At 59.6% G+C, this 18,233-nt stretch carries 16 protein-coding genes; 11 read left to right on the top strand and 5 right to left on the bottom strand.

The window, feature by feature from the left end:
• Positions 1–355: 355 nt before the first annotated feature.
• The 7 genes from ACNO7C_RS00535 to ACNO7C_RS00505 all read left to right on the top strand — a co-directional run bounded on the left by ACNO7C_RS00535 (position 356) and on the right by ACNO7C_RS00505 (position 5,786).
• A complete protein-coding gene (locus ACNO7C_RS00535) occupies positions 356–985 on the top strand; it encodes a hypothetical protein (RefSeq protein WP_460025088.1) in 630 nt (209 codons plus the stop codon).
• Positions 986–1,093: 108 nt separating this feature from the next.
• Entirely contained in the window at positions 1,094–1,525 is a 432-nt protein-coding gene (locus ACNO7C_RS00530) for a zinc ribbon domain-containing protein (RefSeq protein WP_460025087.1), read from the top strand.
• Positions 1,526–1,592: 67 nt separating this feature from the next.
• The gene (gene glpK / locus ACNO7C_RS00525) at positions 1,593–3,176 is read left to right on the top strand and encodes a glycerol kinase GlpK (protein ID WP_460025086.1); all 1,584 of its coding nucleotides are present in this window, start codon (positions 1,593–1,595) and stop codon (positions 3,174–3,176) included.
• A 55-nt stretch (positions 3,177–3,231) separates the two neighbouring features.
• Positions 3,232–4,389, top strand: a complete 1,158-nt coding sequence (locus ACNO7C_RS00520) for an FAD-dependent oxidoreductase (RefSeq protein WP_318536999.1) — start codon at positions 3,232–3,234, stop codon at positions 4,387–4,389.
• 6 nt (positions 4,390–4,395) lie between these two features.
• Positions 4,396–5,061 carry a succinate dehydrogenase/fumarate reductase iron-sulfur subunit gene (locus ACNO7C_RS00515; protein WP_460025085.1) on the top strand — a complete coding sequence of 222 codons (666 nt, stop codon included), beginning with the start codon at positions 4,396–4,398 and terminating at the stop codon, positions 5,059–5,061.
• Between the two features lie 4 nt (positions 5,062–5,065).
• Positions 5,066–5,446, top strand: a complete 381-nt coding sequence (locus ACNO7C_RS00510) for a succinate dehydrogenase/fumarate reductase transmembrane subunit (RefSeq protein WP_318536997.1) — start codon at positions 5,066–5,068, stop codon at positions 5,444–5,446.
• A complete protein-coding gene (locus ACNO7C_RS00505) occupies positions 5,433–5,786 on the top strand; it encodes a succinate dehydrogenase/fumarate reductase transmembrane subunit (protein ID WP_460025084.1) in 354 nt (117 codons plus the stop codon). The genes ACNO7C_RS00510 and ACNO7C_RS00505 overlap by 14 nt, the downstream gene beginning before the upstream one ends.
• Here the strand turns inward: ACNO7C_RS00505 and ACNO7C_RS00500 are convergent.
• Positions 5,763–7,823, bottom strand: coding sequence for a Sip1-related alpha-galactosidase (locus ACNO7C_RS00500; protein WP_460025083.1), 2,061 nt, complete (start codon positions 7,821–7,823; stop codon positions 5,763–5,765). The genes ACNO7C_RS00505 and ACNO7C_RS00500 overlap by 24 nt on opposite strands.
• 46 nt (positions 7,824–7,869) lie before the next feature.
• The gene (locus ACNO7C_RS00495; protein ID WP_460025082.1) at positions 7,870–8,970 is read right to left on the bottom strand and encodes a hypothetical protein; all 1,101 of its coding nucleotides are present in this window, start codon (positions 8,968–8,970) and stop codon (positions 7,870–7,872) included.
• A gap of 133 nt (positions 8,971–9,103) precedes the next feature.
• Here ACNO7C_RS00495 and ACNO7C_RS00490 point away from each other — a divergent pair, with 133 nt between their 5' ends.
• On the top strand, positions 9,104–10,147 hold the full coding sequence (locus tag ACNO7C_RS00490; RefSeq protein WP_460025081.1) for a UDP-2,3-diacylglucosamine diphosphatase: 1,044 nt from the start codon (positions 9,104–9,106) through the stop codon (positions 10,145–10,147).
• Between the two features lie 53 nt (positions 10,148–10,200).
• Complete coding sequence (locus ACNO7C_RS00485) at positions 10,201–12,171, top strand: hypothetical protein (protein ID WP_460025080.1); 1,971 nt, start codon at positions 10,201–10,203, stop codon at positions 12,169–12,171.
• Here ACNO7C_RS00485 and ACNO7C_RS00480 read toward each other — a convergent pair.
• Entirely contained in the window at positions 12,164–13,351 is a 1,188-nt protein-coding gene (locus ACNO7C_RS00480; RefSeq protein WP_460025079.1) for a galactokinase, read from the bottom strand. The genes ACNO7C_RS00485 and ACNO7C_RS00480 overlap by 8 nt on opposite strands.
• Before the next feature lie 34 nt (positions 13,352–13,385).
• On the opposite strand from ACNO7C_RS00480, the gene galT reads away from it, so the two are divergent.
• Positions 13,386–14,411, top strand: coding sequence for a galactose-1-phosphate uridylyltransferase (galT, locus tag ACNO7C_RS00475; protein ID WP_460025078.1), 1,026 nt, complete (start codon positions 13,386–13,388; stop codon positions 14,409–14,411).
• A gap of 33 nt (positions 14,412–14,444) precedes the next feature.
• The gene (locus ACNO7C_RS00470; RefSeq protein ID WP_460025077.1) at positions 14,445–15,362 is read left to right on the top strand and encodes a helix-turn-helix transcriptional regulator; all 918 of its coding nucleotides are present in this window, start codon (positions 14,445–14,447) and stop codon (positions 15,360–15,362) included.
• On the opposite strand, the gene bgaS is transcribed toward ACNO7C_RS00470, so the two are convergent.
• The gene (bgaS, locus tag ACNO7C_RS00465; RefSeq protein ID WP_460025076.1) at positions 15,346–16,917 is read right to left on the bottom strand and encodes a beta-galactosidase BgaS; all 1,572 of its coding nucleotides are present in this window, start codon (positions 16,915–16,917) and stop codon (positions 15,346–15,348) included. The two genes, ACNO7C_RS00470 and bgaS, sit on opposite strands and share 17 nt — an antisense overlap.
• Positions 16,914–18,188 carry an MFS transporter gene (locus ACNO7C_RS00460; protein WP_460025075.1) on the bottom strand — a complete coding sequence of 425 codons (1,275 nt, stop codon included), beginning with the start codon at positions 18,186–18,188 and terminating at the stop codon, positions 16,914–16,916. The genes bgaS and ACNO7C_RS00460 overlap by 4 nt, the downstream gene beginning before the upstream one ends.
• Positions 18,189–18,233 lie beyond the last annotated feature (45 nt).

Below are 18,233 nucleotides of genomic sequence, written 5' to 3'. Positions count from 1 at the left end.
GCTCGAGCTGACAGGCCTCACAAGGATGTTGTGGCGCCTGAGGCAGCCTAAGCCGCTCAGCAAGACCTTCGGCACAAGCTGCATATCCTCGCTCTGCGCACGTAGCCGTAAGCCCTGAAAAAAGCAACCAAACTTCAACAGAATGTAACGATGTTATACTTTCAGCGTCAACATCGGAGCACATATTAACCCCTCCGCTCAGGGAAGAATGAGGCCCGCGGCCGCAAAGGGTGGCCGGTGAAGGGTGAGCCGGCCAGGGGGGCGCGGGCTAGGGTGCTTCCCCCGAGAAAACTGGCGCCGCATGGTGGCGCCTGCACTCTCGGGGAAAAGAGAGCGGAGCGGGCGGGGGAGTGGTGTGGCTGACCCCCGTGATAGCAGGGTAGTTGAGGGCTTCAGGGTGCTGAGGTTCAGGGCTGAGCTGCCCAAAGAGCTCAGGGAGTTCATTGAGCGGGTGTACCAGCCGGAAGCTTCGCTGAGGTTCTGGCAGAGGCTGCTTGGCCTGGACAGCAAGGAGCTCGAAGGCGCGTGGAAGGCTGTGCCGTGGGCTTACAGGGACGCGTTCGACAAAATGGTGCAACCGAGCACTGCGTCGAAGAGGAGGAGTTACCTGCGTTTCCCGCTACTTTCGTGGATGCTGAGGCGCACAGGGGCGAACGTGCAGGGTGCCGAGCTGATAATCAGGCTCTACAGGAGAACCTACAGGATCCCTCTGCCCGAGCGCGGAGCGGAGTGGCTGGGGAGGCAGGAGGATGCTTGCAGGGAATCCGGAGGGGAGATGACGAGGTACGTTGTCGTGAAGAGCGATGGGCAGGTGAGCGTCGTGCTCCACTGCTCCCACAGCTTGAGCGTGGAGGAGCTACTCGAGAGCCTTGACGCAATCGCGGTCGTGGGCGTGAACAGCAGCCATGGATTCTACCTCTTCGCCTACGACTTGCGGAGCGGCGGCTTCAGGGTCCGCAGGTTCAAGGTGCCTGAGGTGAACTGAAGTAAAATCAAGGAGCTGCAGCGAGCCGCGGCTAAGTCCAAGAGCCCCGGCGCATGGGCTACTTCTCGCTGCGCGATAAAGAAGGCCTACAGGCGCCGCAGGGCCGCATTGCTGAGCGCTGTCGCAGAGGTGGCCAAGGAGCTCCGAGGAAAGAATGCTATAGTGTTCATCGATGTGCCATTCGACGAGTCTCTGAGGAACAGCGGCCTTCAGAGGACTCTGCGCAGCTTCGCGAGGAGGCTGGAGAACGCCCTCGGATTCCACGGCATTCCAGTAATCGAGAGGACTCTGCCCTCGAAGAGGTGCCCGCTCTGCGGAGGCAAGCTGGAGGAGGTCAGAAAGAGGGGGAGGACGAGGGTGATGAAGTGCAGGGAGTGCGGCGTGGAGTTCGAGCGCGACAGCGTGCCGGCGCTTCATGTATTAAAGCTGTTCATAGAGGAAGCCGAGGTCGAGGAGCTCGCCGAAAGGCTGGCGAAGCGCTCGGCCTCCATGCTGCTTCTCTTCGGACAAACGCGCGCCCGGTATATGAGCGTGAAGTAAAAGCTTTTACATATAAGGACTCTGGATGAGATTAAAAATAAATAGTTTCCGAAGAGTTTTAAAGACAATGCTGCAAAGGAAGATAGTTCTCGTCGTGGACCAGGGCACCACGGGGACGCGCGTGGCTTTATACGATGAGAACGGAAACCCTGTCCCGGGAGGCTGGGCCTACCGCGAGCACACACAGATATACCCCCGGCCGGGTTGGGTTGAGCACAACCCCTTGGAGATATGGGAGAAGGTTCTAGTCTGCATGAAGGAGGCCCTCGACCGCTCTAAAGTTGATCCACGAGATATCGCTGCTATAGGTGTAACAAACCAGCGCGAGACTATAGTGGTGTGGGACCCGAGGACCGGCCAGCCCCTCTACAACGCTATAGTTTGGCAAGACCGTCGAACAGCCCCCATAACCGACAAGCTCAGGGAAAACTACTTCGACGTGATCTACGGGAAGACGGGCCTTGTCCCTGACCCCTACTTCTCGGGAAGCAAGATCCAGTGGCTTCTCGAGAACGTGGGCACGCTCAGGGATAAAGCCCTGAAGGGTGAGGCGGTCTTCGGAACGATAGACAGCTGGATCATCTGGAACCTTACCAAGGGCTCTCCAAACACGCTTACGCCTGGGAGAGGCGGAGCTCACGTGGCAGACTACTCGAACGCCTCTAGAACGATGCTCTTCAACATACGGCGCCTCGAGTGGGACGCGGAGCTTCTCGAGCTCATGGGGAACATACCTGAGGAGAGCTTACCGCTTCCGCGCCCCTCCAGCGAGAAAGAGGCGTATGGCTACACGGGTCCCGAGCTGGACGGCATCTTCAACGGCCAAAAGGTGCCTGTTACCGGCGACGCCGGGGACCAGCAGGCAGCCCTGTTTGGGCAGGCGGGCTTTGAGCCGGGGGAGGTGAAGTGCACCTACGGGACCGGTAACTTCATACTCATGAACACAGGGGAGAGAGTGGTCAAATCCGAGAACAACCTCCTCAGCACGGTATTCTACAGCCTCGAGCAGGGCAGAGCTGTCTACGCGCTGGAGGGAAGCGTTTTCATAACAGGCGCCGCTATTCAATGGCTCCGCGACGGCCTGAAGATCATAGAGGTTTCCCCCGAGGTGGATCCGCTAGCCGAGTCGGCTGACGATACAGGCGGTTTGTACTTCGTCCCCGCTTTCACGGGTCTCGGGGCCCCCTACTGGGACCCTTACGCGAGGGGGCTGATCATAGGGATCACCAGGGGGACTACCAGGCGCCACATTGCACGCGCGGTGATAGAGAGCATAGCATACCTGACCCGCAACGTCGTGGAGGCTATGGAGAAGGACACCGCCTCCCGGATCAGGTCGCTTAAAGCTGACGGTGGGGCTTCGAGGAGCGACGTTCTCCTTCAGTTCCAGGCGGACATACTGGGCGTGGATGTCATCAGGCCGCTGGTGCGCGAGACCACCTCCCTTGGGGCAGCATTCCTAGCCGGTCTCGCCGTCGGCGTTTGGGGGAGCTTAGAGGAAATCAGGAAAACGTGGAAAGCGGAAAGGGTCTTCAAGCCAGCGATGGATCCTGAGAAGCGTGAGAGACTCTACAGAGGCTGGAAGGCGGCCGTCGCGAGGGCTCTCAACTGGGCTAGGGAAGTGCCCTGGGCGTACGGTTACGGTACGTAAATAATCTTGTTACAAAAAATTGAAATATATATTTTAGCTATAGGTGTTGAGGCCCTTGACCAAAAGCGTCCTGGTTATTGGCGGCGGAGTGACTGGGGTAGCTATAGCCTACGACCTCGCGTCACGAGGCCTAAGCGTCACCTTGGTTGAGAGAGGCTCGCTTGGCGCAGGCACTAGCGGTAGAACCCACGGCCTCCTGCACAGCGGGTGCAGGTACATAGCCGATGCTGAGGTTGCCCGGGAGTGCTACAGCGAGAACGTGACTTTAAGGAGGATAGCTCCTTTCCTGTTCGAGAAGAACGGCGGCCTCTTCGTCGCGGTCACCGAGGATGACCTAAGGTACAAGGACTTCTTCCTGAAGCAGTGCGAGAGAGCCGGGATACCCGTCGAGGAAGTCCCGAGGGAGGAGGCTCTCAGGCTTGAGCCAAACCTTAACCCGGACCTCAAAGCCGCGGTGAAGGTCCCCGACGGGACCTTCGACCCCCTCAAAGTGATCCTCAGCTTTGCAGCCTCGGCCAAGCTCAGCGGTGCGGTCATAAAGCCTTTCAACGAGGTGGTCGGCTTCAAGGTTGAGGGGGGCAGAGTTACCAGCGTGAAAGTGCTCGACAAGACGGTCCCTCGGGAGTACGAGGTTAAGCCTGACTTCGTAGTCAACGCAACGGGGGCTTGGGCTGACAAGGTGGCTCGGCTCGCAGGCCTTCGCGTCCCCGTCAAGCCCAGCCCCGGAGTGATGGTCGCCCTCGACGGCAGGATTGGTAACATGGTCTTCAACAGGCTGAACAAGCCGGGCGACGGCGACATCATAGTCCACCACCGGGGGACGAGCGTGGTGGGGACCACTTCTTGGGTTGTGGAGGACCCGGACTCTGTTAAACCTCCTAGGGAGCACGTAGAGCTCATGGTGAAGAGGGGGTCGGAGCTGGCACCCATTGTTTCGAGGCTGAAGATCAAGGCCGTTTACGTCTCTTCGAGGCCTCTCATCGGGGAAGGGGCTGCTAGCACTGGGAGGGAAGTCAGCAGGAGCTTTGCTGTGATCGACCACTCCCGGGACGGTGCGGAGAACTTCGTGAGCATAATCGGCGGGAAGTTCACGACGGCGAGGCTTATGGCAGAGAAGCTGGGCGACTTTGTAGCCGAGAGGCTGGGCGCAGCGAAGGAGTCGCAGACAGCTAGCAGGCCCCTTGCCCCCTACTGGCTGTTTTTCGAGGGGTGAGGTTCCATGAGGTTCCGAGTTGTGATCAAGAGGGTTAAGGCTGGGGGTGAGCCGAGGTTCGACGCCTTCGACGTTGAAGCCGACCCGTCTGAGAGCGTACTGGATGTTGTTGAGAGGATAAGCCTTGAGAAGGATAGGACTCTGGCGTTTGAGCACGCCTGCCACCACGGGGTCTGTGGCGCGTGCGGTATGGTGATTAACGGGGTCGAGAGGCTTGCGTGCATCACGCGCATAGGGGAAGTCGCTAAGGGAGGTGTAGTGGTCCTTGAGCCTCTCAGGGGTTTCAAGGTGATCAGCGACCTGGCAGTAGACAAGTCCAGGATGTTTGGAAAGTACAAGCTCGTTACTCCCTCGACGCTTGAGATAGTCGACGGTGGGCTTCAAGAGGTTCAGCTTGAGAAGCTCTACGACTGCATCGAGTGCGGGATATGCTACTCTGCCTGCCCGATCGCCAACACCTTCCCCGAGTACCTTGGCCCCTCGCTGCTCGCCCTGATCTCTAAAAGCGACGACGGCAAAGTTCCAGCGGTTGTGGACTCTCGGGCTGGGGTGTGGGCTTGCCACGCGGCTTTTGAGTGTAGCGTCAGGTGTCCGGTTGGCTTTAAACCCGGTGAATCTATTATGCGCCTCCGCCGCAGGCTCCTGAAGGGGGAATTACGGGTTGAGGGGTGAGGCTATGGGATTGAGGGAGGTGTTGGAGAGCTGGTTCAGGTTGAAGGGGCGAAGCCTTGAGCACTTGTCCTTCGCGGCGAGAAGACTAGCCGGTATCATTATGGCGCTGTACCTTCTGCTACACCTGGTCGACATATCTACCCTCGCTCTGGGTGAGGAGGCTTACTCCGCTCTGCTAAACCTGTTCTCGGGGAGGCTCGGTCTCCTCGCTGACTCTCTGCTGTGGAGCATCCTGGTGATTCACGGGACCCTGGGGGTCTACTCGGCCTTTGTCGAGGCTGGGTACTTTCTGCAACACAGGCGCACTCTGCTCGTGATGGCCTGGATTTCGGCTATCATGTTGATAGCTATAGGTGTGTGGGTGATTGCCGGTGTCCTCGCGTAAGGGTGGCCTCGGCTGGGTGCTCCAGGCTTTGACCGGTGCAGTCCTCACAGCTGTTGTCGTAGCTCACCTGGTGAGAGTCCACCTGCAGGGATCCTACAAGGGTCTTCCCACGTACGGGGAGGTTCTGATGGCCTTCAAAAACCCGCTCGTGGTTGCGTCTGAACTTGCGCTGCTGGTCGCTGCGCTGTACCATGCTCTATATGGGCTCCACATGGTTCTGGTTGAGGCAAAGCTGGTCTCAGAGGGGAAGTCGAGGAAAATGCTGTCCACGCTAGGCATTCTCCTCTTCGCTTACGCACTCCTCCTGACGCTCTATCTAGCGGCGAAGCCTTATCCTTAGAGCTGCGCTACGGGGGATCACTTCCCGTAAACCTGGCTCTATCTGCGCGCCGTCCACGGCGAGGCTCTCTTCCAGGTAAAGCAGAACAGGCTTTCTCTCCTTTAGGTAGACAGTGAGCTCTCCCTCACCTCTATCAACGCGGGCTATCACTGCGGGAGACACGTAGAGCTGCCTAGTGCCTATGACGCTTAAACCGTCCCTTACAGGCGAGATCACGTAGAGACGCACGCCGCCTGGCTCGAGCTTCCCAGCGACATCTTCCTCGACGCCCACCTTCACCGCTTGGTTGCTGAAGTACTCGTAGACAACAACCTTTCCTTCCCGAGCCCCCAGCTCCTTGGGCTTAAATGTGTATGAAACCTCCTCGTCGCCCTTGTATATGTTGAAAGCTGCCAGCAGGTGGTAGACGCCCAGGCCCGGCACCGTGATGCTGTTTGCAAGCTTAAGAGCCACCTTCTCGTTGTAGGGATCCAGCATGACAGTATCGCGCGTCGGCAGAGCGGGGCCGTCCAGGCTGGGTATCTCCCCGCTGTCAAACACGAGGGGTTTCAGCACCTCGGCTCGGGTTTTACCGGGCTCGTCTGTAACGTAGATAGGCCCGCCGCTGATCGCCCTCGCCACCGCGTGGGGGAGGGCCAGAGGGTCATAGGACTGGAACATGTCCCAGTCGGGCCACGCGAGCTGGGAGAGCCAGATCGAGTTGTAGGCGTTGAAGTAGAGGTGCAGCTTAGACCTGGACGAGCTGTGGGGCACGCTGTAGTCGATAGACGCTCTCGTCACATTCGACCTGAACCAGTTGAAGAAGTGCTCTGGGTTGAGCGACATGCAGTTCAGCACGTCCAACCCGTGCAGGGCGGCTGCGGCTTCGATGGCCTCGTGTAGCATACGAGACGCGTCGCCGACGGGGTACTTCTCGGAGTAAACTGTGGAGACAGCGTACTGGTTGTCGACCTTGATGAAGTCGAACCCATTCGATTTGATGAGCCTAAACCACTCCGAGTAAAAGCGGAACGAGGACTCCGGCTTAGGCACGAGTAAACACCCAACTTCCTCCAGCTCCTCTCTGAAGGAGTGGGCAAGGTGGCTTTCGGGGTGTATACCGTTCCAGTAGCCGTTTAGCGTCAACCAGACGCCCACGCTTCTGGCGCCGCTTTGCCTTAAACGGGATACAGCATAAGCGAGACCGTCTGGGAACTTCTCCCTGTCTTCATCGAAGCTCCTGAGCATCCCGTCCTTCTCCTCCATCCAGCCGTCGTCTAGTAGAACCATCCGCACAGGCGCCTTCGCCATGATCTCACGAGCACCCTCCACGAGCTTCTCCTGGTTCACGTCGCGCCAGAACGCGTTCCAGGTGCACCATCCCAAGAAGCGCAGGGGTTCCGGGAAGGGCTTACTGCTCCTGAGGGAGCACGTCCTGCCCAGGTGTGAAGCCACGGCCTTGTACACCGCCTCTACAGCGCTGTAGGGGTCTTCTGAGAGCGCATACGCTAGGAGAGGGGCTTCCATCCACTCGCGCCTAGCTCTCGAAGTCACGACGAGCCTCAGCACTCCCTCCGCCGGCTCAGTGAAGTACGGTGCAAACCCGTCTGCGGGGACACATAGGACGAAGACGAAGCCTTCTTCGACCTCGAGCATGAGCTGGTTTATCTTCAGCGACCTGGGCATCCCGCTCAGCTTCTCGGTGTGCCATGGAAACGTCCACGGGCTAGCCATGAACTCTCCAACCTCTTGGGCTTGCGGGTAGTCGTAAGGCTCGTTGGTTCCGCCCATGTACCCAGGCGAGTCGTACGTGTGGTGGAAGACCAGGGCGCGGCGGAAACGTGGGAGCTTCACGTCGGCTACGGCCGCCACGCCTTCAGGCGTCGTAACGCCGCTACCTTTGAGAAGGAGGAGACGGGCGGCGAGAACACCCCCCTCTCTAACCCTTACTTCTCGCTCACGCTCCGTAAGGTAGGCCTCCGCGGGGGTGGCTTCCTTCAGAACGCCTCCCGTAGAGACCTCGAGCCTGGCGACCGAGAGTTTAAACTGTGGGCTCAAAATGCATCGTAAAAAAGAAGGGTTTATTCAAGTTAAAAAAAGTGTTTTACTTGCCTTTACCTCGCGGGCCCTTGCCTGGCCCGGTTTGCTGCTCACCGCTCTCTTCACTTCCGGCGTTCTCCCCGAGCTTCTTCTCGAGGCCCGGCGGAAGCGGCTTCTCCTTTGGCGGCTTGAAAGTCGGCGGGGCGCTTATCTCCTTCTCGGCTCCATGCTTCTCCTTGATCTTCTCCTTCAGTTGCTTGACCGCGTCGTTCAAGCCCTTAGCCATGTTCCTGACCTCGTTTTCAACCTCTTTCAGCACTGCGGCAGTCTCGTTGAGACCCGTCCTGGTTCTGCTGCGTATTTCCTTGAGCTTGGGACCTGTGTGGTTGAGGAGGGATGCGTTGAGGAACGACGTCTCATTCTTCTTTAGGAGCCCGAGCTTCATCGCTCTGATGACTGTAACGTGAAGCGATACCCTGTTCAGTTCCGCGTTGATCAGCCCGAGTATCTTCTTGACCACAGCCAGGTTGGCCGCTAGCTGTGCAACTGTGATGTTCCCGCTGCTCAGCTGCGCCTCGGTTTGGGAGAGGATATCCTTCGCGTAAGCTATAAGCGCATACACGTACGTGAGATTGTACTGCGACTGGTTGAGCTTGGATAGCGTGGACTCGAGCCCGCTGAGCCTGGCTTTCAGGACTTGTAGCTGCAGTGTAAGGGCTGTTTTGTTTAGGGCCACGCTCCTGTTGTAGTGGAGGGACATGTTCACCTCCGTCCGGTTCTGCGGGGCCTCGACCTCGAGCTCCAGGCCTGCCTTCTCGGCAAGCTTCTCGATGAGTTCTATAGCGGTGTCGTATGTGTTAAGCGAGTAGATGGCGTAGAGCTTGGCCCCGGTGATGTTCCCGGAGGTGTAGAGCTGAACGCTCGTGTTCAGGTAGCTGTCTGCTTCCAAGAGGAGTGACTCGATCTCTGAGATGTTCGGCGCGTACAGCGTTGTGTTTATGGCGGAGGCGACATAGGAGAACTTTTCATAAGCAATCCCCCGCAGCCTCTTAGCGTTGGCTATCAGTGCCTCAACCGAAGAGTCCTCTGAGGCCTGCACCTGGGATACTGCCATCAGCGACACGAGCAGCGCTATCAGCCCAAGGGCTACCAGCTTCTGCTTCATGCTTGCTCAATAGCAATGAGCCCTGGGGGGTAATTAGGAAAACTGCGGTAACCCACGAGAAAAGGACTTTCCGCCTCGGGAAAAACGAAAACATCAATTTTATTTCACCGTTTAGCCGTGAAGCCGGTGGCGCATGAAGGTCAGCAGAGTTGACAGCGCTGTCGGAAGCATCCTTGAAGTCGAGCTGCAAGACGGCGAGGAGGCAGTGGTGGTTTCCGACACGCACCTCGGGCTGAGGTTTCGCGGTCGAAGCCTGTCGAGGTACGAGGACTTCGCGGAGTTCCTGGCTAAGTACTGCCGCGACGAGAAGGTTAGCCTAGTAGTGCTACTGGGAGACATCTTCGAGTTCTGGAACGCCAGCGTGGGAGACATAGTTAGGAGCGCCTACGACCCGGTCAAGGAGCTCGCTAAAGCCGACAAGACGATAGTTTACGTCGCGGGAAACCACGACAGGATCATCGCGAACCTCCGCCTCGAAAGCAGGAGGGGGAGAGGAGACCTCTACGTGGTGCCCGACTTCTTTATCCTGAAGGTCGGCGGCAGGAGGTTCCTCCTCCTGCACGGGCACCAGCTGGACACCCTGTTCTTAAGGGTTAAGAGCCTCTGGAAGCTGCAAAGCTACATATACGTACTCTCCGAGTCCCTGTTCTACCTTCCAGGCCCGCTCGAGTGGGTTTTCGCCGGCCTGTCCACGCTCATCCTCCTACTTATACTCGCAACCTTCGGGGTCTCGAGCCTCAGCGGCGAGCTACTCCTCGGCTTGGCGGCTTTCTTCCTCCTCTCCCCGATGATAATCCTCTCGTGGCGCAAGCTACAGGATAAAGTGTGGTACGGCCTCATCCAAGGCCTCGCAGCCAGGGTTTTCAGGAGCAGGCTCCGGGGAAAAAGCCTCAGCAACATCGCGGTCAGCAAGCCGCTACACGCGCTCCTAGACATGCTCGAGAGCGTTCCCGAGATCGGGAGGGTTGACGGGGTCATTCTCGGCCACACTCACGTCCCGGAGCTTCTAGTCGAGAACAGCCGCATCTTCGCGAACTCGGGCTCCTGGGTTGAGAACGGCGTGAACGACTGCTGCACCTTCGTAAGGTTGTCCAGCAGGCTTATCGAGCTTGGAAAGTGGGAAGGGGGCGTCGCGAAGACCCTCAGTTCTGCTGAGCTTCGAGCGGAGCAACCTTAATTAATTTCACTAATTTATGTCTACGGCTGAGGACTTTGGGCTATTACACCTGCATGGCGGACAGGCTCAGGAGCGGGGACTTCAGCCTGTGCGACGTCGCTTCCTGCGCCCAGAGCCACTGGAGTGAGATCGAGGAAGTTATCTCAAGCGTGGCAGGCGAGGAGGAGTCTGAGAGGATTAGGGAGAGGATCCGCGTTCTCGCGGAGGTTAAGGGTCGTTGCAGTCCCGACAGCGAGGACCTAAGCATACTCTCCCTAATGGTGGAAACTTTCCTAGGGGGGCTTGGCTTATCGTCCATAGACCGGGATGTTGCGGCGAGGCTGGAGGAGCTCTCCAGCTACTTCGCGGAGAACAACGTCCTGACTGAGGGCAGAGCAAGGCTCTGGAGGAGGGTGGTTACCGAGGTAAAGGAAAGGCTCTCCAAGGGGCTCGCGGTCTTCGACGGCGGTGGCGCTGCCCCTCTCCTAGCAGTGGAAGCCGACGACCTGCCCTGGGCGCTGGGCTACGTTTGGCCCCTGTTCGTGGAGCAGGTCAGGGGGAAGGGGGTGGACTCTGTCGTCAACGAGGCCCTCTCAGCCATCCACGCTGGGAGGGGGGTCGAGCTTGCAGGGCCCCCCGGCACCGGGAAGCTGGCGCTGATGTATCAAATCCTCGTGGATCTGTCGAAAGACGGCTTCGCCCTCTACGCCGGCCAGCTGGATGCCGCGGGCGTGCTGCATGGTAAGAAGGTGGTTTTCACGCCTGGAGGGTACACGGTCGTACCGGCCGGGTGGAGCGGCGGTGTAACGCGGGTAGACGTCGAGGGCAGGCTCACGCTTGGTGAGCTGGAGGAGGTCGCGAGGAGGCTCGCCTCCTGGGATGGCGTCTCGCTTTCAGACCGGGACCTGAGCGAGCTCGCCAGGCTGTCGATGGGTAGGCCTGCTTTCGTGGAGCTAGCGCTGGCCTACGTGTCTCTGTGCAGGCTCAAGGGCTTGAGCTGCGAGCTACCCCGTTCTATCGAGGAGGCTAAGGCAAAGCTGAGGGAAATCACTCCAAGGGAGGTTCTCGACAAGCTAGCGATCCCCGCCTCCCTCGGCTTCCGGTGCTTCCCATCCCCTCTTATCGAGCCCGACGAGAGCGAGGAAGCCTTCGTGGACAGGTTGCTACTAAGGTACGACGCCTTATCCCTTTACTCCTGGAGAAGCGGTGTTTCCAGGGAGGTTTTCCGCAGGATCGCGCTTAGCCCGCCAAACGTACATGAAAGCGTCTTCGCCTCCGAGTCCCCCTTCCACGCGGCCTGGTCCACCGTGATGGGCGCTAAGGGGGCTGCGAGGTACATCGCCCTGACTGCTCTGGACATGGTCCCTGATGAGGCGAGCTTCCAAGCGCTAGAGGCTGTCGCCGTGCTGAGCCCCGGAACGTTGTCCAAGCTACTGAAGGACGCCACAGCCTTTAGGCTCGAGGTCCTCGCGAGGTTCGCGGAGAGCGCCGGCAGCCTAGCGGTCGCTGAGGAGCTCGTCTCGAAGGCTGTGGGCATTCTCTCTTCGCTAGAGGCAGAGGAGCTCCGGGGTGAGAGAGAGGCTCTCAGCTTAAAGCTCGCGGAGCTCCAGGTGAGCCGCCTCCTGCCCGAGCTCGCTCTCAAAACCTTGAGCGGCATTAAGCCGCTAGACGAGGAAGCTGAGTACAGTATCGCCAGGCTTCAGGGCATAGCTTACCTCAACCTGGGGCAGTACGATGAGGCGGAGAAAAGCATACTTGAAGCTATGAAGTATGCATCCAGTAAGGGCTTAAAGCAGGATCACTACTACCTCCGCATCCTACTGGCTGACGCGATGGTAGGCAAAGGCCGCATCGATGCGGCTAGGGAGAAGTTGGATGAAGTCGTCAAGGAGCTGACTCGGGAGGATTGCGGGCTTGCCGGGCTGCTGTACGAGGCAGCTATAAGGCAGAAGCAGCTCAAGGGGAAGCTGAACTACGCGGTTTGCGCCGCCCTCACGCGCTGCGGGTACCCCGACCTCGCTGGAGCTTACGGCTGCTTCAGTTAGCCTTCTCAACCCTGGCGCCCTCGTCTGGCTTCAGCGACCAACCCTTCCTGGCGCCGGCCCTCACCGCGCCCTCGATGACCTTGGCTTTCTCGCGCTCCTCCCCCCTTGTCAGCGCGAAGAGGCTTCCCCCGAGACCGGCCCCGCTCAGCTTGACGGCAAGGGCCCCTGAGCTCAGCATGGCTTCGCGCATCTTCTCGAGCTCCGGGAGGCTCACGTCGTAGTAGTCTCTCAGTAGCTCGTGCTGGAGGTTGACCTCCCTGGCTAGCATGTCGAGGCTAGCAGAGCCCCGCTTGAGGCTACTTATGACGCGCATCGTCGACTCGTGCATGAGCAGCGTGAACGCTACCCGCCGCGCGAGGTGGTCTGGGAGGCGTTTGAGGAAAGGCTCCACCTCGCTGAAGCTCACCTCCTCCCACAGAGTCTGCGAGAAGTCCGGTCTCAGCTTCGATCTGAGTGAGCTGGGCAAGTCGCGCTGCGAGAGTAGAATCGACAGGGCCTGGTTGAGCTCAGCCTGCCTCCTGGGGTGGATGTCCGCGACGCTGTGCCTTATCCCGGAGTCCACGACGACGAAGTCCAGTGAACCGATGCTCAGCCTCTCAACCCTGACTGGGGGCCTGGGGTAGAGCAGTATCGCTCCGCCGTAGGCTGAGGCGTACTGATCCAACCTGCCGCAGGGTATCCCGGCGACCGTGTTCTCTGCGTAGAAAGCGGTTTCAGCCAGCTCCTCTGTGGGCAGTCCCAGGTTGAAGAAGGAGTCAACGGCCTTTAGGAACGCGACCTCCAACGCCGCGCTACTCGACAGCCCCGACCCCACGGGGACCTCGCTGTAGATCACGGCCCTGAAGCCCCGGCTTAACCTGACGCCAAGCCTCTGCTCTAGCGCCGCGACGCACGCTCTGAGGTAGTTGCCCCACCACTTCCCGGGTAGCAGGGGTGGGGCCCGCGGCGGGAAACTGTCCCTGTGCTCTCGACCCTCCTCCAGAAGGTTCAGGCTTTCAACCTCGAAGTTCTCCGACTCTTCGAGCACTGCAACGTAGGTCCTGAGGTTCACAGCTATGGGGACAACGGGTAAGCCCTTGTAGTCCTGGTGCGTGTTGAGGAAATCCACGCGTCCTGGAGCCGAGGACACGAGGAGGGGGCTTCCGGGGATGCGGCTGAGCAGCATCTCCTGTGGTTTCACAACAAATATACGCATTAGCGCTGCTTAAACCTTCGTGTCCGAGGGGTTCAACGAGCTCAGGTGGAACCCCCTGCTGGGGTGCTGGGTCATAGTGTCCAGCAGGAGGGCTGTGAGGCCCTGGCGCGCAGTGGAGAAGTGCCCGTTTTGCCCCGGGGCTGAGGAGACGGGTTACGGGTGGGACGTCATCGTCCTCGACAACAAGTACCCGGCCTTGAAGAGAGACGCCCGCAAGTCGCGCGAGGGTGTGGGCTTCTACCGCGTGGAGGAGGCCTACGGCGCCGCCAAGGTCGTCGTCGAGACGCCCGAGCACACGGGGGACCTTGACACTGTGCCCTTCAGCAACCTCGTTAAGTACGTCGAGCTCCTGGCGAGCTTGACGGAGGAGGAGTGCAGGGATAGCAGGATCGAGTACGTCCTCCCCTTCAGGAACAAGGGGGAGGTCATCGGCGTCTCGCTTACCCACCCGCACTCCCAGGTGTACGTTCTGCCCTTCGTCCCCCCTAGGGTTAAGCGCGAGTACGAGATGATGAGGCAGCACAGAGCCGAACGCGGTGGATGCCTGATCTGCGACATCCTGGAGCTGGAGCGTAAGGAGGGGGCGCGCCTTGTCTACGAGAACCGCGCCTTCACCGCGTTCCTCCCGTTCTTCGCGATGTGGCCGTACGAGGTCCACGTCTACCCGCGGAGGCACGTCGAAAGCCTCACGGGGCTCGAACCAGAGGAGAAGGCCCTGCTGGCCGACGCGCTGAAGGTTGTAACAGCAACGTACAACGCCCTGTTCGGCTTCAGCCTGCCCTACATGATGGTTTTCCACCAGAAGCCCTGCAGAGGCTACGAGGGTTTCCACATGCACGTGGAGTTCTACCCCGTCCACAGGAGCGCGGACAAGCTAAAGTACCCCGCGGGGATAGAGTGGGGCGGCTGGGTTTTCACCTACGACGCCCTGCCCGAGGAGAAGGCGGAGGAGCTTAGGCGCGCGGCGGTCAAAGCCGTGGAGAACCTCAAGAGGAGCGGCTACAAGCCCAGGGGGGAGGTGAGCTCCGGGCAAGCGGGCGAATAAACCTATTATATGTGGCGCGACGTGAAGAGATGCGTGAGGCGTGCCTCGCTGTTCGCGTTCGCCCTCGTTGTGGCGCTCATAGCCTCTAGCGCCTTATGCCAGCCCTCCGGTCTCGTCAGAGTGGAGGTTCTCGCAGACGGCACCGCGCACGTTGTCTACACCTTCCCGACGAACGGCTCAGCCTCGGTGGACCTGGGCCTGGTCGGCTTACCCGACCCCAGTTTGCTGATACTGGTGCGTAACGAGAAGGGAGACACTCTGCCCTACGCCGTAAACGAGACGGCAGGCTTGATGACCATCGTGGCGCTGGACTCCAGCCAAGTTACCGTGGACTACTACACCTCCACCATCGTCTCGAAGATCTCCGGCAGGTGGATCATCAACTTCACAACCCCTCTCCCGGCAACGGTGAAGCTGCCCCCCAACGCCACGCTGTCGGCGCTGTACGTGGTGCCGACGAGCATCACAGCAGAGGGGCAGAGCGTGGTCCTCACATACCCCCCTGGACCCGTCGTCGTGGCCTACGTTCTCCCTCCGGCCATAAAGCCGCCCACACCTAGCCCTCAAGCCCCATCCGGAGCCCAGACCACGCCTCCAGCCACGGGCGCACCCGAGGTAAAGCCGTCCACTCAGGGCCAAGCCGGGGGAGCGCAGCAGGCTCCAAGCGTGCTCCTCTACGCCGCCGCGGCGATCGTGGCGCTGGCGGTGCTGGCCGTGCTCCTCGTCGTGAGGAGGAGGGGATCCGAGGAGGGGCTATCGGAGGTGGACGCGCAGATACTCAACCTCCTCAAGCAGAGCGGCGGGGGTCTCTTCCAGTCTGAGCTTACAAGCCTGGTGGGACTCCCTACAACAACCGTCTGGAGGCACGTCAGGAAGCTGGAGTCCATGGGCCTTGTGGCGGTGGAGAAAAGAATGGGCAGAAACTTCGTGAGGCTTACAAGGCGACCTTAACGCCTTCAACGGCGCTGAGCGCCTTTCTAACGTACTCGTCGGGCACCGTTCCCTCCCTTATTATCGTAGCCAACACGTCGGCGCTGGGGCGCTTCAACCTCCTCTTGGTCTCGAGGTCCACGGCGTAGAGGCCGAACCTCATCCTGAACCCGTCCGCCCACTCGTAGTTGTCCGTTAAAGCCCAGTGCAGGTAGCCTCTCAGGTCCGGCTTCCTCTGCTCGATGTAGGCTTCGAGCACCTTCAGGTGTAGCGCCACGTAGTGAGGCCTCAGCCTGTCCTCCCGGTCCGCTATCCCGTTCTCGGTGATCAAAACAGGCCGGCCGTACTCGAAGGCTATGTCCAGAACCTCCGGGAGCCCCTCAGGGTATACCTCCCACCCGAAGTCGCTCGTCGGCCTCCCCGCGAGGCTCTTGGAGCGGGGTTCGCACTCGTTGCCGTAGCCTTTAACCATCTCCGGGTAAGCCGGGAGCCCCGCCAGCAACCCGATGGGGCTGAGCCTCCCCCTTACGACCTGCCTCGTGTAGTAGTTGACGCCTATCCAGTCGGCTTTGTTCTTGTATGACTCGAAAACCTCGCTCGGCTCCTGCTTCATGTCAATGTCCGAGTCCACCCACCCGCGTATAATCGCGTTGAGCACCCAGCGGTTGTGGAGGTGGTCTGAGAAGCTAGCCGCTAAGGCGTCCCGCCTGTTGTTGGTGCGCAGCGGGTGGAAGGGTATCATGTTGTGTATTATCCCCACGAAGGCTTCGGCGGGGCTACTTGGGTATGCTCTCTTCCGGTCGAACTTCCTGATGAGGCTGTAGGCGGCCACGTGGGCCTGCGCTATGTTAATCAGGGCCCTCTTGTACCCGTCTAGGCTGAAGAGCCCGGGCGGGAACTTTCCGTTCTTGAAGAGGAAGCCGGCCTCCGCCACAACGCTGGGCTCGTTGAACGTTGACCACATGTCGATAAGGTCCCCGAACTTCCAAGCCGCGTAGGCGGCGAACTTCGCGAACTCGACCGGGAACCTCGGGTCGGCGTACCCTGTTGGACCCTTCTTGAGCTTGGTTGCCCTGGCCGTGAGGGGGTCGTGGATCCACAGGGGGAGCGTGAAGTGTACGAGGTTCATGATCACGTAGAACCCTTTCTCGCGCAGGTCCGTTACAACCTCCCGGTAGTGTTCTACAGTGCTCTTGTTAGCGAGCTCGTCGAGCCTGGCTAGGTCGTCTTCGTCTATCTCCACCTCCCTGATGAGCCTGTCGTCGCGCGTTACCCCGACCTCCACGCTGAAGGTGGGCTTCGGGAACACGCGGCTCCACTCGACGTTGAGCCTGTAGGCATTCATCGCAAGTGATTTAGCGATGTCGTGGTCTTCCCGGAACCTGTGCCAGTAGTCTATGCCGTTCTCCGGTAGGTCCCCGCTGACTATGCCCCTCTCGATGTTTGACCTGTCGTGCACCCATGCGAACCAGTCTGTGTTTGGGTCCAGCGCCTCGCCGGCTGGATTCCCCATCTCGAACTGGAAGCCCGCGAGCGAGACACCCCACATGAAGCCCTTCGGGAACACCCGCCTCACCTCTTCAGCTGGTCGGCCCTCTCCCTTATGATTCTCCGAAGCCTGTCTATGTCCTTGGGTATCACGATGGCTAGCAGGGTGAAGAAGACGAAGCACAGGAGCCACGTCGACGCGCTCACGATCGTTATAGCTGCCCCCAGCGAGAGCCCTTCCGCCATGAAGCCCGTTAGAGCCGGGGAAACCGCGCTCCCTATGTTCTCGAAGAACCTGAGGTAGCCCGTAGCGCTGGCCCTCAGCTCGGGCTCGGTTACGTCGGTTATCATGGCAACAACGTTTGGCCCAGCCATAGGTATCTCGAAAGCCGTCAGCAAGCCGAATATGAGGAACTCCTCGGTCGCCGTGGCGTTCATGGTCAGGTATATCAGGATAGCCGAAAACAGGACAACGACCGCGCCGAGGAGCGCTCTTCCCCGCTTCGTAACCCTGAAGAGCCGGTCTCCCAGGTAGCCGGCGACTATGTTCCCAGCGGTCATAGCCACAAGCCACAGGACCATCACCACCATGACGAAGTCCGGTGTGAAGCCCCTCTCAACTTCCATGTAAGTGATTATCCAGAATGTTATCGCGTTCCACGGAAAAACTCCCCAGAACCCCTGCAGGTATAGGAGGAGCAGCGACCTGATACGCAGCAGCTTCGAAAGGTCGGAGAGCCTAGCCTTGTAGATATCCTCCACGAGCAACCCCTCCAGCTCAGGCTCCGAGCTTCCGCGAGGGACGTCCTTCACCAGAAGTATCGTGAGGATCCCGATGACCACTCCTATGGGCCCCGTTATGAAGAAAGCGCTTCTCCAAGACATCCCCGCCCCAACCAGGCTCAACGCCAGTATCGAGCCTATTATCGCTCCAAGGGGCCCTGTCGCGTTCAAGAGCCCCATGGCCTTGCCCCTGTCGTAGGGCTCGAAGTAGTCCGCAACTAGGCTGTATATGCCCGGCGGCGCCGCGTCGTCTATGCCGGTTGCAAGCCTCGTGGCGAAGAACTGGCTGAACGTCCTGCTGAGCGCGTTAAAGATTGTTGTGAAACCCCAGATTAGCGCGGCGAGGCCGGCGAGAATCTTCCTCGAGTACCTGTCGTAGAGGTAACCCCAGACCGGGTACAGCACAGCCGCTACGAGAACAGTGAGCGAGAACGCCAGGCCTAGCTGCCCGTAGGTCACGTTGAACTCTTCCTTGACCTGAGGGGCGACCGCCGATATTATGAAGCGGTCTGCCTCGTGTACTGTGAGAAAGGCGAAGAAGAACAGCACCACGAACCACTTGTAACGCCTCTGCATACAGTTAAAAATATTCCAGGAAAAGCTAATATAATTTACTTCGAT

The sequence above is a fragment of the Infirmifilum tikiterense genome, assembly GCF_054696565.1.
The sequence above is the reverse complement of the archived record's forward strand: the minus strand, read 5'-3'. Positions and strand labels throughout refer to the sequence as shown.

Excerpts from the sequence above, each read along its gene's own strand:
- ACNO7C_RS00460 (WP_460025075.1), bottom strand. The coding sequence starts at position 18,188 with ATGCAGAGGCGTTACAAGTGGTTCGTGGTGCTGTTCTTCTTCGCCTTT.
- ACNO7C_RS00495 (WP_460025082.1), bottom strand. The coding sequence starts at position 8,970 with ATGAAGCAGAAGCTGGTAGCCCTTGGGCTGATAGCGCTGCTCGTGTCG.
- ACNO7C_RS00510 (WP_318536997.1), top strand. The coding sequence starts at position 5,066 with ATGGGATTGAGGGAGGTGTTGGAGAGCTGGTTCAGGTTGAAGGGGCGA.
- ACNO7C_RS00485 (WP_460025080.1), top strand. The coding sequence starts at position 10,201 with ATGGCGGACAGGCTCAGGAGCGGGGACTTCAGCCTGTGCGACGTCGCT.
- ACNO7C_RS00515 (WP_460025085.1), top strand. The coding sequence starts at position 4,396 with ATGAGGTTCCGAGTTGTGATCAAGAGGGTTAAGGCTGGGGGTGAGCCG.
- ACNO7C_RS00490 (WP_460025081.1), top strand. The coding sequence starts at position 9,104 with ATGAAGGTCAGCAGAGTTGACAGCGCTGTCGGAAGCATCCTTGAAGTC.
- glpK (WP_460025086.1), top strand. The coding sequence starts at position 1,593 with ATGCTGCAAAGGAAGATAGTTCTCGTCGTGGACCAGGGCACCACGGGG.